This is a genomic window from Pseudomonas sp. BN515 (genome assembly GCF_029873155.1).
In the GTDB taxonomy this organism is placed as follows: domain Bacteria; phylum Pseudomonadota; class Gammaproteobacteria; order Pseudomonadales; family Pseudomonadaceae; genus Metapseudomonas.
In genome coordinates, this window is the sequence record NZ_SSOH01000070.1 from 34143 (window position 1) to 47317 (window position 13175).

The 13175-nt window shown below is 56.1% G+C and carries 13 protein-coding genes and 1 tRNA gene; all 14 read right to left on the bottom strand.

Translation table 11 applies throughout. The features are described from left to right. Window positions 1-237: 237 nt before the first annotated feature. The 14 genes from E8E91_RS16825 to E8E91_RS16890 all read right to left on the bottom strand — a co-directional run bounded on the left by E8E91_RS16825 (window position 238) and on the right by E8E91_RS16890 (window position 12895). Window positions 238-313: transfer RNA gene (locus E8E91_RS16825), tRNA-Thr, on the bottom strand. A 294-nt stretch (window positions 314-607) separates the two neighbouring features. Further along, the gene (locus E8E91_RS16830; protein WP_280377127.1) at window positions 608-1822 is read right to left on the bottom strand and encodes a methyltransferase; all 1215 of its coding nucleotides are present in this window, start codon (window positions 1820-1822) and stop codon (window positions 608-610) included. An 84-nt stretch (window positions 1823-1906) separates the two neighbouring features. Then, entirely contained in the window at window positions 1907-2596 is a 690-nt protein-coding gene (locus tag E8E91_RS16835) for an ABC transporter permease (protein WP_280377130.1), read from the bottom strand. Continuing rightward, a complete protein-coding gene (locus E8E91_RS16840) occupies window positions 2593-3288 on the bottom strand; it encodes an ABC transporter permease (RefSeq protein ID WP_190829480.1) in 696 nt (231 codons plus the stop codon). Before E8E91_RS16840 ends, E8E91_RS16835 begins: the two co-directional genes overlap by 4 nt. A gap of 48 nt (window positions 3289-3336) precedes the next feature. Continuing rightward, window positions 3337-4089: an ABC transporter substrate-binding protein gene (locus tag E8E91_RS16845; protein WP_280377132.1), complete on the bottom strand. Its 753-nt coding sequence runs from the start codon at window positions 4087-4089 to the stop codon at window positions 3337-3339. Between the two features lie 19 nt (window positions 4090-4108). Then, on the bottom strand, window positions 4109-4882 hold the full coding sequence (locus E8E91_RS16850) for an ABC transporter ATP-binding protein (protein WP_151138031.1): 774 nt from the start codon (window positions 4880-4882) through the stop codon (window positions 4109-4111). A gap of 316 nt (window positions 4883-5198) precedes the next feature. Next, window positions 5199-6335: a dTDP-4-amino-4,6-dideoxygalactose transaminase gene (gene rffA, locus E8E91_RS16855; RefSeq protein ID WP_280377134.1), complete on the bottom strand. Its 1137-nt coding sequence runs from the start codon at window positions 6333-6335 to the stop codon at window positions 5199-5201. Then, window positions 6322-7209, bottom strand: coding sequence for a methyltransferase domain-containing protein (locus E8E91_RS16860; protein ID WP_280377136.1), 888 nt, complete (start codon window positions 7207-7209; stop codon window positions 6322-6324). The genes rffA and E8E91_RS16860 overlap by 14 nt, the downstream gene beginning before the upstream one ends. Then, window positions 7209-7598 (bottom strand): GtrA family protein, encoded by a 390-nt coding sequence (locus E8E91_RS16865; protein WP_280377137.1) that lies wholly within the window; start codon window positions 7596-7598, stop codon window positions 7209-7211. The genes E8E91_RS16860 and E8E91_RS16865 overlap by 1 nt, the downstream gene beginning before the upstream one ends. After that, on the bottom strand, window positions 7595-8506 hold the full coding sequence (locus E8E91_RS16870; protein ID WP_280377139.1) for a hypothetical protein: 912 nt from the start codon (window positions 8504-8506) through the stop codon (window positions 7595-7597). The genes E8E91_RS16865 and E8E91_RS16870 overlap by 4 nt, the downstream gene beginning before the upstream one ends. Window positions 8507-8518: 12 nt before the next feature. Continuing rightward, window positions 8519-9184 carry an acetyltransferase gene (locus tag E8E91_RS16875; RefSeq protein WP_280377142.1) on the bottom strand — a complete coding sequence of 222 codons (666 nt, stop codon included), beginning with the start codon at window positions 9182-9184 and terminating at the stop codon, window positions 8519-8521. A 218-nt stretch (window positions 9185-9402) separates the two neighbouring features. Further along, window positions 9403-10332, bottom strand: a complete 930-nt coding sequence (locus tag E8E91_RS16880) for a glycosyltransferase family 2 protein (RefSeq protein WP_280377143.1) — start codon at window positions 10330-10332, stop codon at window positions 9403-9405. After that, on the bottom strand, window positions 10329-11027 hold the full coding sequence (locus E8E91_RS16885) for a WbqC family protein (protein WP_280377145.1): 699 nt from the start codon (window positions 11025-11027) through the stop codon (window positions 10329-10331). Before E8E91_RS16885 ends, E8E91_RS16880 begins: the two co-directional genes overlap by 4 nt. Then, window positions 11024-12895, bottom strand: a complete 1872-nt coding sequence (locus E8E91_RS16890; RefSeq protein WP_280377147.1) for a hypothetical protein — start codon at window positions 12893-12895, stop codon at window positions 11024-11026. Before E8E91_RS16890 ends, E8E91_RS16885 begins: the two co-directional genes overlap by 4 nt. Between the last annotated feature and the right edge of the window lie 280 nt (window positions 12896-13175).

Genomic DNA, 13175 nt, shown 5'->3' on the forward strand with positions numbered 1-13175 from the left:
CGCACAGATTGTTTGCAGTGACTGCCCGATGCAAGCGTTTGACGACTGTCATGGCCAGGATAGCGGGGGATCCTGGCGATCGGACGCCATAAAAAAGTCCGATGGAATGGCGCCAATCTACTTCAGAGCAGGTGCTCATCGCGGGCGTCGTCCTGTCGCGCGTGGCTGGAGATGTGAGCATTTCAGCCGACCCCTGAAAGACAAAAGCCCCGCATTGCTGCGGGGCTTTTAAGTTCATGGTGCCGGCACCAGGAATCGAACCCGGGACCTACTGATTACAAGTCAGTTGCTCTACCAGCTGAGCTATACCGGCTAGGAAGGGCCGCCATTATAGCGATTGGATGTGGCGAGTAAACCTCTTCGATGCTTGTCGGTGCAGGTTCTGATATCAGCGTGGTGGGGCTTATGCACAAAGGTGCTCCGTCCTGGCCCCTTCGTTCTGAGAATTTGTGCGCTGAGTCTCAGCATTCCGCAACCTCCTGTATTCCTTGGCTTTTCATGGTTCGCGCAAAAATTGAGCAGACTCCGCGTGGTGCGCACAGCAAGGCTTTCCGGGTGTTTGCCCAGATTTCATCAACAAAGTTATCCACAGGTTTTGTGGGTAAGTTCAGCGCTCGGCCAGGAGCAGGATGTTGCGTGGTGTGAGCTGGGGCGCGCAGAAGCTGCCGAGTGTCACCTGGTAGCCGTGTTCTTCGAGGAACAGCGCGCGGTCGAGTAGTAGCCAGAGTTCCATGGGGCGGCGGAACAGGCTGCGGGGGAGTTCCAGGTTGCGCACCTCGGCGAGGCGTTGCCAGCCCGCTGCTTCCAGTGCCTGCCAGTCGTGATCCGCTGGGGCGAGAAGCCCCTTCAGGGCGCAGAGATCGCGGCAGTACTCCGGGAATGGCTTGTCCAGCCAACTGGTGGCGAGGGAGGGGGTGGGCAGGTACTGATCCTTGCCGGTCAGCTCTCTTTGCAGGAGGTCGAAAGCCAATCGTCGCGCCATGGACTGGTCGCGCTGGCGGCGAACGCGGGCGCCGGCAGTGACGGTCTCGCTGAGTGGTAGTCGCAGATCGACCCGGCTGAGGCGCAGCGCGGAGCTTCTGGCTGTTGCGGAGAGCGGTTGGTAGTCCGGTGTCTGGATGCGGTTGTAGCAGCAGGGCGCCACCGCCAGTTGGCGGCAGCCGGCGGCACTGGCCAGTTGCATCAGGCGCACGTGGAGATCGCCACAGGCGTGCAGGGCTACCGCTGTTTGTTCGGTTGTGAGGTGGAGGCCGGCGTCATCCGCCAGGGCATCCTGCTCGTGATGCTGGGCCGCGAGCCCCAGGCGCTGGCTGAGTTGCTGGCCGCTGGCGACAAGTTGCGGGTCGAGTTCAATGCAGGTCAGTGGCGTGCCGTCGTGGGCCAGACGGCGCCCCAGATGCCCCTTTCCGGAGCACCAGTCCAGCCAGTGACCGGGCGCCTGGCGAAAAACGAGGCGGCTGGCGAAGGCGTCGATCTGTTGCCACTTGCGTCCGGGAACATCCACGGTGAATGCGTTGGGCATTGTCTCGGAACGCGTGGCAGGCAGTTCTCCAATCTGGCTGAGTCTGGCGGACTCTGCGGCAAGCTGTGGATAAGGCGCCGGGGCCTGCAGTCGTTCCGGCTGATTGTGTATGGCGTCCGCCTCCGCCAGGCTCCGGTCGCGCAGCCATGCCGCCAGTTCGGGGTGCTCGCGTTCCCAGGGGAGTTCCAGTTCGGTAAAGGGTATCGGGCGCCAGATGTCCTGGTGCGCGCGCAGGAAATCGTCCAGGGCGGCGAAGCGTTCCCGCAGGAGCGGGCCTTGGAGGGGCGCGGGGCTGGTCATGTGGCGAGGCGGTGGGAATCAGGGGCGGCGATTATAGCGCCGCCACCTCCGCTCCTCATCCGGGGACGAGGAGCGGTCGAGGGCTCAGCGACCCTGCAAGGCGTCTACCCGCAGCTTGTGTTCCAGCAGGCGGAAGGCCCGAACCAGTACGTAGGCGATGAGCAGATAGAACAGGCCGGCGGCGAAGAAGATCTCCACCGGCAGGTAGGTGCGGGCGATGATCGTGCGTGCCATGCCGGTGAGTTCCAGCAGGGTGACGGTGCTGGCCAGTGCGCTGGCCTTGATCATCAGGATCACTTCGTTGCTGTAGGCCGGCAGGCCGATGCGCGCCGCACGCGGCAGGATGATGTAGACCAGTGCCTGGAAGCGCGTCATGCCCAGGGCCCGCGCCGCTTCGATCTCGCCCGGCGGAACGGCCTGGATGGCCCCGCGCAGGATCTCGGCGATATAGGCCGCGGTGTGCATGGTCATGGTGATCACGGCGCACCAGAACGGGTCGCGCAGATAGGGCCAGAGCGGACCTTTGCGCACCGCGTCGAACTGCGCCAGGCCGTAGTAGACCAGGAACAGTTGCACCAGCAGCGGCGTACCACGGAAGAAGAAGATGTAGCCGTAGGGCAGGGCGCGTACGTACCAGTGGCGCGATGCGCGGGCGATGCCCATGGGGAGCGCCAGGATCAGGCCGGCGACCACCGCGATGGCCACCAGCTCCATGGTGAGGATGGCGCCCTGGGCCAGTTGCGGCAGGTATTTGAGGATGACTTCCCAGTTCATGCTGCGCTCCGCTTGAAGCCACGGCCTGCGCGCTTCTCAAGCCAATGCATGCCGATCATCGCGAGGATGGTCAGGCCCAGGTAGATGAAGGCGGCCACCATGTAGAAGGTGAAGGGCTCCTTGCTGGCGGTCACGGCGATTTGCGAGCGGCGCATGATTTCCTCGAGGCCGATCACGGAAACCAGTGCCGTGTCCTTCATCAGGATCATGAACAGGTTGCCGAGGCCCGGCAGGGCGATGCGCCACATCTGCGGCAGGATCACCCGCCAGAGGATGCGCCCGCTGGACAGGCCAAGGGCCATGCCCGCTTCGCGGTGCCCCTTGGGGATGGCCAGGATGGCGCCGCGGAATACCTCGGTGGCATAGGAGCCGAAGCACAGGCCGAGGGCGATGGTGCCGGCGGCGAAGGCGTTCAGTTCCAGCTCCGGGTAGCCAAGCGACTCGCCCAGGCTGCGCATCAGGTTGACCGTGCCGAAGTAGATCAGCAGAACCCAGAGGAGCTCGGGAACGCCACGCACGATGGTGGAATAGGTGCCACCCAGCCACTGCAGCGGCTTGATGGAAGAAGTCCTGGCCAGGGCGCCGAGCAGACCGAGCACCAGACCCAATACCAGCGCGGACAGCGCCAGCTTGATGGTCATGAGGGTGCCCGCGGCCAGGGCCGGGCCGAATCCGTGAAGGTCTAGGGTCATGGGAATTCAAGCGCCGGTGCCGCGCAGGGGCGGCACCGGACGGGCAGGTCAGTAGATGCTGAAGGGGAAGTACTTGTCGTTGATCTTCTTGTAGGTGCCGTCGGCAACGATTTCCTTCAGCGCGGCGTTCAGCTTCTCGCGCAGCGGGTCACCTTTGCGCACGGCAATGGCGATCTTGTCGTTGTCGAATACCGGGTCGCCCTTGAACTCGAAGTCCTTGCCAGCGTCGCTCTTCAGCCATTCCCAGTTCACGAACTTGTCGGCCAGTACGCCGTCGAGGCGGCCGGAGGCCAGGTCGAGGTAGGCGTTTTCCTGGGTGTCGTAGAGCTTGATGTCGACAACGTCTTTCATGTTGTCTTCCAGCCAGGTGCCGGCGATGGTCGCGCGCTGGGCGCCGATGACCTTGCCTTTCAGGCTGTCCTTGTCGATCTTGAAGTCGCTGCTTTTCGGAGCGATGTACTGCAGCTTGTTGGTGTAGTAGGGGTCGGTGAAATCGACGGCCTGCTTGCGCTCTTCAGTGATGGACATGGAGGCGGCGAGGAAGTCGAACTTCCTGGCGTTCAGGGCGGGGATGATGCCGTCCCAGTCGGAGGTCACCACTTCACACTCGACCTTCATCTTGGCGCAGAGGGCCTGGCCGATTTCCACGTCGAAGCCGCCGGCCTGGCCGCTGGCATCGATCAGGTTGAAGGGGGGGTAGGCGCCTTCGGTGCCGATCTTCAGTTTGTCGGCGGCAATGGCGTTGGTGCCGAAAGCGAGTGTGGCGGCCGCGGCCAGCAGAATCTTCTTGTAGTTCTTCATTGCGCTCTTGCTCCGTGTTTTAGCGATTGCTGGACATGAATTGTTTACAGCGCGCCGACTGCGGGTTGTCAAATACCTGCGCTGGCGGTCCCTGTTCTTCTACCAGGCCCTGGTGAAGGAAAACCACTTCGCTGGAGACGTTCCGGGCGAAGTTCATTTCATGGGTGACCAGCAGCATGGTGCGGCCTTCCTCGGCCAGCGCGCGGATCACGTTAAGCACTTCTTGTACCATCTCCGGGTCCAGCGCCGAGGTGGGCTCGTCGAACAGGATCACCTTCGGCTGCATGGCCAGGGTACGGGCGATGGCTGCACGCTGTTGCTGGCCGCCGGAAAGCTGGGTCGGATAGACGTGGCGCTTGTCGGCGATGCCGACCTTGGCCAGCAGGGCCTCGGCGATTTCGGTGGCTTCGGCCTTGCTCTGGCCGAGCACGCGGCGCGGCGCTTCGATGATGTTGTCGAGCACCGTCATGTGCGGCCAGAGGTTGAAGTTCTGGAATACGAAGCCGATCTCGCTGCGCATGCGATTGATCTGCTTGTTGTCGGCGGCAACCAGTTCACCTGTGCGGCTCTGCTTGAGCTTGAGCTCCTCGCCGGCGACCAGGATCTGGCCCTCGTGCGGGTTCTCCAGCAGGTTGATGCAGCGCAGGAAAGTGGACTTGCCGGAGCCGGACGACCCCAGGATGGAGATCACGTCACCGTCATTGGCGGTGAGGGAGATGCCCTTGAGCACTTCTAGATCGCCGTAGCGTTTGTGCAGATTACGGATTTCAAGCGCTGGCGTGGCTTGGGCCATAGGGGGTCCTCTTATTGTTCGGGGGCACTGTGGCGGTGGGGCGGCCTTCCTGGCGAGGGCCAACCTAGCATAGCGCCCTGCCAGGCGAAAGCCGGCGGAGAGCCCTGAAATGGCTCTTCGGGCACGGTTGTCGCATCGCTGCAGTTGCTTGTCGCGAGTGCGCAATTGAGCGCATACAGCTATCGACTTGTTGAGGCTTGCGCCCCGGCTGAAGAGCCGTACCGCAGACGGCTACCGAAATCTGCCTGGGGTCACGCTCACGCCGATCATCCCTTGACTGCGACCCCCGTTTCAGACTCTGCGATCTGGGAACGCTTCAGCTGGCCACCCCGAGCGACTGCCGCAGAGCGCTGACCACTCCGTCTTGCTGATTCTCCGTCAACCCGACCCATAGCGGCAGGCGAATCAAGCGTTCGGAAAGCTGCTCGGTGTTCGCGAGATGTCCATGTACCCTGCCGTAGCGCAAGCCAGCCGGGGAAGAGTGGAGGGGGACATAGTGAAAAACAGCAGAAATTTCGTGCTGCTTCAACTGATCGAGAACTACTTGCCGGTCAATATTGGGTGAAAGCAGTATGTAGTACATATGTGCATTATGCTGGCAGTCGGCGGGCACTATAGGACGACGTAAATACTGCTCATCCTCTAGCGATCGCAGCATCTCGTGATAGCGGTGCCAGATAATGAGGCGCTGACGGGTAATCTGCTCCGCCTCCTGAAGCTGTGCCCACAGAAAGGCAGCGATCAACTCTCCGGGTAGGAAAGAAGAGCCGATATTTTGCCAAGTGTACTTATCTATCTCTCCGCGAAAGAACTGGCTGCGGTTGGTTCCCTTCTCACGGATGATCTCAGCGTTTAGTACTAATTCCGCATCGTTGACCAGAAGTGCCCCGCCTTCGCCGGATATCACGTTCTTGGTCTCGTGAAAACTGTAGGCGCCCAAGTCTCCGATGCTGCCAAGCGCCCGCCCTTTGTAGGTGGACATCACGCCTTGGGCGGCGTCCTCAATCACCTTGAGTCCATAGCGCTCCGCAATGGCCACAATGCTGTCCATCTCGCAGGCTACACCCGCGTAATGCACTGGAACTATCGCCTTGGTGCGCGGAGTGATGGCCGCCTCAATCAATTTCTCATCGAGGTTGAGAGTATCTTCCCGTATGTCGACGAAGACTGGAGTAGCACCTCGAAGTACGAACGCATTAGCCGTTGATACAAAAGTGTAAGAGGGCATGATGACTTCATCGCCCGGCCGGATATCCAGCAATAGAGCAGCCATCTCCAAGCTCGCGGTGCATGAATGCGTCAAGAGAGCTCGGTTACAACCCGTGTGCTGCTCTAGCCACTGATGGCAGCGTTCGGTAAAGGGGCCATCACCAGAAAGTTTGAAGTTGGCGTGAGCTTCTTGAATGTAGAAGATCTCGTTGCCAGTCATGTAGGGCTTGTTAAATGGAGTCATGTTTGTTTCCGATCTTTCTAGCGATAACAAAACGTGATCCGCCCAGAGGCAGATTGAGCCCTATGCGGATTAGCCAGCGCTCCATCGTTAGAATTTTCTCAAATGCAAGATTGAGTAGCGGGCCGATGCGGAATTCATCCAGCGGATCGAAAGCTTTTTTGCCCATAGACCGTCGCCGTGATATCAGCATTGCGGGAAGCAACAAAGAGACGAAAGACGTACTTCTGACGATTTCGAACCCTGCGGCGCGTAGCTTGTCATGCAAATCTCCCGCAGAATATCGACGGAAGTGACATGCATACTCATCTGCTGAACTCCAGAGCCATTGGTGCTGCGGAACGGTAAGCAGCAAGCCACCCCCTGGCTTAATCGCCCTATAAAGATTCTCTAGTACGGACTTGTCATCCTCGATGTGTTCAATCACATCGAAAGCTGCGGCGATATCAAATTCGTTCGTGTATGGCGCGCAACGAGCGTCCATTTGTACAAATGTTGCGCTGGGAGTGCGGGTAGCGGCGAAGCCCAGCCCCTTGGTGAAAATCTCGCCACCCACAAGTCGCCGGGACGGGAAGGCAGCGGAGATGCCGGACAGCACATAGCCGGTACCGCAACCAATTTCCAGTAGCGAGTCAAAGTCTTGGAAATATTTCCGAATTGCCCAGATTAGCAAAGAGTTCCTAGCGCGGAACCAGAAGTTTTGATCTTCATGCTGACTCAGGGGTTCAAAGTATTCCTCCCTGAATCCGCCACCTTCCCGGGTAAGGTCGGGTGCCCAGGCAAGAAAACCGTCTACTCGCTGCGGCGAAAAGCTGCAGTGAGGACAGGAGTTCTCGCTGCTCAAATAATCGGCGTCACAGTTTGGGCAACGAATCATTACGGGTTACCTGTCGCATGACCTTGCGGGAACACGAAAAGACGAAACATCAGGAACAGAAATACGGCAACAATCAGCACGGAAACTGCCTGAACCGCTTGGTGTGGGTAACCTAACTGGCTGGAAAAGATATCCAGCATCATGAAGTTGAGGCCGTAGCCCAACACGTGCGCAAGCCCATAGCGCAGCAGGCTCGCCGGAACGCTGCCCGTATGCCCGAAGGCCCACCTTCGATTTCCCAGAAAACCGAGCGATGCGCCGATGATGTAAAGGAGCGACATGGCTATCTTGGGGCTGGTGCCAAGCCAGGTTATCAGTAGGTATACCGAATAACCGCTGAGGTTGCTGAGCAAGCCCACCACTGCATATCGAATAAATGAGCGATTCATTCTCGGTCGAGCACCGCCAGACCAAAGCCGGTTCGTCCATGACCATTACCGTTGTAAAGCATAAAGCGCTGGCCTTTATGATCGAACACGTACGGGTATTCAATCATCTCGGAATCCCAGCCACCTTCTGATACGTTAATACCAACACGATCCAGTTGCAGGCACCAAGAGTCGCCGTCCGCACTCGTCGCGTAACCAATTCGGTACTTTTCGCCTGCCCCACTTCGGTAGGAGAACCACATGTGATACCCCTCTACCGAATTGCCAACCACGGTGGGGCGTGAGAACGCCTGGGCTACTCCAATCTCATAGGGAACCGCGAGTCCCTCGCGTCGCCAGCGTTCCCCGTCGGTTGACCTGGCGCTATTGATTACATGCAGCATCTCGCCGTTGCCCGTGTCCCAAGTGATGGTCGAGCCGTACCACATACGGTAAAGGTCGTCTCGTTCCTGTATTACCCATGGATAGGAGAGACTGATCGGATCGGACTCATCGGAAGCCATGAAAGGCGAAGCACTGTCGAGGTGAAGCGACCAGTCGTTGTCAAGGACAAGGCGGCCAACATCTCCGCGCCAATGACCGTCCGGGGGACATTGCCAGCCCATGAACAGGATGTAGCGCTTGCCTCCAGCCGAATAGCAGTTGCCGATACTGACACCATGCGAGAAGAAGCTGCTGTCCAGTCCGTATTCGAAAGCTGGCTTGTCGTGAACGTATGTGATTTCTAACGTTGCCAGGTTCATGTCCACATACCCGACCGATGAGCGATTGTCCGCATCTCGTCCGCTGAAGAAGACACGATAAAGGTCGCCCTCCACAAGTAGCGGAAGAGGGTTTGCGGCATGGCTCATCAGTTTCGGGTGTATGGCTTTCGGACAGTAGATCTGTCCCAGCTTTTTCCAGTGCATGGGATTACCTCGCTATAGCTTTCTCAGCCTTGTGCTTGGGACTTTGGCGCGCTCAGTGGCGGAGCCTATGTAAACGCCCTCTGGCGCTACGTCAGCCAGGAGCAAGGCCCCCGCACCAATTACGGAAAGCTCTCCGACTGTGATGTGGTCGCGCAATGTGGCATTGACGCCAATAAAGCAGGATTCATTTACTACAACACCTCCGGATATCACGACATGCGAAGCGATGAAGCAGTGATCATGAATAGTGGAGTGATGGCCAATATGATTGCCACTCCACAATGTAACATTGTTGCCAATGGTGACGAAGGGTTGAATGGTATTGTCTTCGAGCACGAAGCAATTTTCGCCGATTCGATCCTCGTTCAGCACGGTGGCGTGTGAACTGATATAGCTGGCAACCCGGTAGCCGAGGGCTTTTGCGGCTAAATATTTTTCCTTGCGTATCTGGTTGAGTTTTGAGTAGCCCAGCGCAACAAATATCTCATGGGTGTCCGGAGGGTAGTGTTCCGTAACATTTTCAAAAGGCACTATCGGTAAATTGCAGAAGCTTTTATCTTCGATATGCTCGGCGTCTACTGTGAATGCCACGACTTCGTAGTCCGAGTCCGAGGTGAAATAGAAATGTGCCAGTTGAGCAGCGTCGCGGGAGCCGAAGATCACCAGTTTTTTTTTCATTGGGCTTTCCTGTCCGAAATTGTGAATTCGTATAGGCCAGATTCAAGTAGGCGAGCTACATGCTTTCAGCGTATTCACGCCACTCAACCTCGTTCCAGCCGAGGCGGACATTGAAAATCAACGCCTGACTTTCCTTTCCATCCCAGTCTATGCCGCGTGGCGCCGTGCCATGCTCGGCTAGCTTTGAAGGATAGTCGGAGGCAGCCTCTGTACGGAGCTCAGTTGTCCTGTTTGCCATAAACCCGCCGCACGATGGTATAAGGACGCCGCTTGGTCTCCGAAAATATCTTCGAGAGATAGATGCCAATGACTCCGATAAAGGAAATGATCAGTCCCCCCAGTAACCAGATGGATGCCATTACCGACGTCCAGCCGCCCATGGGTTTTGCGAAAAAAAACCATTGGACGATGAGGTAGACGGTATAAGCTCCTGCCGCTGTGGAAATAGCTGCGCCGCTGTAGAATATGCTGGTCAGGGGGGCATTGCTAAAGGATGTGACGGAATTAACCAAAATTGACATCTTGCGTCGAAAGGTATAAGTCGTCGCGCTTGTGCAGTGCTTATTTACAGTTTTCGGGAGTTGCTCGAAACCCGTGATGTACCAGAGGCCTGCCATGAAAACTTCGCGCTCATCATGCATCAATAAGGCTTCCACATAGCGACGGCTCATGAGTCGAGCCGTTACAATGTTTTCAGGAAGAGCCATTCCCGTCAGGGCGCGGAAAAGACGGTAGAACCACTGCCCACTCAGTCGCTCGAAGATTCCGCCCTTACGTTGCTTTTGAACGCCATATATGACGTCACAGCGTTCATTTTTCATTTGTTGGGAAAAACTAATCAGCCATTCTGGTTCTTCTTCGAGATCACTATCGATGAGAAATATTTTTTCGCCTTTGGCATGGGCAAGTCCTGTCATCATGGCCTTGTGATGGCCGAAGTTGCGTGAGAGGTCCACTACGACCAAGTGCGGGTCAGCTCCACACAGTTGGATAGCCAAATCAAGACTCTTATCGGGTGAGCCGTCATTGACCAGTACTATCTCGTAGTCGGTGCCAACAAGTTGCATCGCCGCCTCAGTGGCGCGGCGATGGAATTCGGCTATGTACGGGGCGGACTGGTAAAGAGTCGCTACGATAGAAAGCTTCATTTTCTACCTACATATTTCATGTAATGCGCAGCACTTTTGCCGCAGTTGAAAAGTAAATCAATGATCGAGACGCCGTGAGTAAACTCACCCCAAAGCTGTTGGTACTCTGGATACGCCGAATAATCGAACCAGCCGAGGCTGATGCCCCGCTCAGAAAACACATCCTCCTCAATATAATCCTTGGCAGCCGGGCCGGAGATGTACTCCGTTCCTCCGGCCTGAGCGCAAAGGTCGGCAAGTCGTTCGGATTTGCCATCAATCTGAGTGTAGTCCCAGGAGTGGCTTATCTTTGTAGTGATCTCTAGATAAGAACATACTGCTTCGATCAGCTGCCGATTGAGCCTTGATAGATGTGTGTGTTCTTGCTGTAGATAGATGGGTTCCAATATGGCAGAAATCTGGGAAAAATTGGCGGCACGAGAATAGTTTTGGGTAATGGTTCTCCAGTGGATTTTCTGCCATTCGTTCCCGTCAATCTCCGTATCTCGAATAGTCTGGTGATATTTGCCCTTCACCTTGACTGGTACGGTGATCCATTGCGACCCCTGTGGCGTTTTGATCTGATTGCGGTTGCGCCAGTCTCTTCGAGTGTATTGCATGTCGTCGTAAAGTATGAACTCGTCGACTGCGGCAATTATGTCGAAGTAGCCTTTCCAAGGTATGTAATTGGATTGGAGAATAGCGACTTTTTTCATGTTCTATTGGCTCTTGACTTTTCGCATGCCGCAGTTGCGCTTTCTACCGAGCGGGTGGGTTTGAGCAGTTGCTGCGAGTACGACGATGATGCCCCTGCAATTGGTGCTGGAAACTGCCGAGAACTCTCGAATTCCGTACTCGGATCGATGCCATATCTCTGCAGGATGTGGGGCGACAGTCTCCGCGGCCCTCCTGGCTGAACCAGTATCCACGATTTTGCTAGGTCGTTGCAGGAAACACGATCAAGAGCTGAAACGGCCAATGCCTCACTGCCCGGCAAGCCACCAATCATCCAGGCCTGGCCAATGATTTTTGCATTGATCGCAAAGAGAGCTCCGGGAGAGGCACCTGTCAGATCGATTACTGGAGTACCGGATTCGAATCTCGAGTCAACTGCAGCCTTATTCAAAGCGCGCAAGTAATCTGCACTGCTAGCTGACAGGTAAAGTTTGGATTCGCCCTTGCCAACTACCACGGGCTGGTGCTGCTCGCGCAATTTTTCGCTTTGCCTATAGGGGGTGTCCATGCTGACGCTTACTAACGTGACCGTGATGGCCTGTGCTGCCACTGTGATGGGTAGGAAAACACGCCAGGGTGCTGAGTTTGCTGCCGCTATGCAGAGCGGTGCGAGGCCGGAGAGAAGCCAGAAAATTGCGGCAAATGAGCCTTGAAGCCAGTAGTTGTTGTTGGTTCCAAAAGCCAAGGCGTGCGGTATCAAGAGAGAGAAAACTATCAGGGCGATGCAGTTTCTGTTGATCAGTAACTTCGCTCTTTTGCGTAGTTCGATAAGTGCTAGGAGCAATGTGCCAGGAAGGATTGAAAGGAAAATGGCCCATTCGAATCCTGTGCGGGTGTAATTGATTCTGTTACTTGTTAATATAGTGGCTATGCAGAAAGCTGAAAGAGTTGCGCATAAGCAAAGGGTGATCAGGTTTGGGAGGCTTTTCCTAGTAAGAGTCAGGTATGACAGCGTGAATACAGAAACTGCTAGCAGCCAGGTTGCGGATTTCTGTATTGGTGTTAAGTAAAATGTGTCACTCCATAGTCGTATCAGAAGAGTTTCAGGCGAATGTCCTGCACCTAGCAGCTTCGTGGCTTCGAGGCCGTAAATTATGCGCAAGTAAAAACCGCTAATAGATCCGTCGATTATCCATGCGGAAATGGATAGGAGAGATACGGTTGTAAGAAGTGCAATTAAGAGTAGCCTTAAGTTTAGCTTTCCAGCTATAAGGAGGTACAAGAGGGACGTGAAGCCAAGTAAGATTGCGGAAGTTGGCTTTGCCATCAGCGCCAACCAGCCGCCAGCCCCTGTGAGGGCCCAGCCAATTATGCTCGCGCGCGTAAAGGCTCTCTCTGCCAGCAAAAGGCCGCACGTCGATAGAAGTAAGGATTGGAGCGTCAAGCTATTGTAGTTGGGAGTCGGCAGCCATGAATGGGGCATGGCAAGAGATGTCAATGCGAGCCCCCCAGCTATGCCCAGCATCGGCAAGCTGCTCCAACTTGTGCCGGAGTTGGTATCTCGTAGAGTTGACCTGAAGAAAAGTACGCACAGCAACCATGCCAGCAAGAAGGTTATGAGAAAGTTTCCCTGTCTGAGCAAAACTATGTCGCCATTTGCTAGTAAATAAAGCGGATGGTAGACAAAGCCGAACTGGGTCGTGGATATCTGATATATCCATGGGTCCGATATCCACGCCAGATAGAATCCTTCGTCGGAAAAATCTATCCCATGATTACTGAATGTTAAAATCCAGATGAGAGTGGCGAGCGTCAGCAGGGTGGAAGCTATAATCGATAGTGTTTCGGTAATGCGAGCGACATTGGGGTGATCGGTTGCTTGCGTATTGTTTGTCGTGGTTTCGGGCATGTGATGGCGTTTTTGTGGTTTACACTCGGCGGTGCACAAAGTTGTCGAGTGGTTTGGTTTGATCTTCTGTATTTATTTCGGTGCGGTACTTTAGAGTCTAGTCGTTTGAGTTGAACTTCGAAAAGTCCTGGTACTATTCTAGCGCGCCACTTGCCTTGCTCTAACTAGGCTCAAACCGTTAGCGCCCTGCATGTCGGCTCTACGAGCTGGGACTGAGGGCCGCGGCGGTTGTAAACCACTGGACAATGACCGATGCTCGCGCGCTTGTACAGGGCCTCAG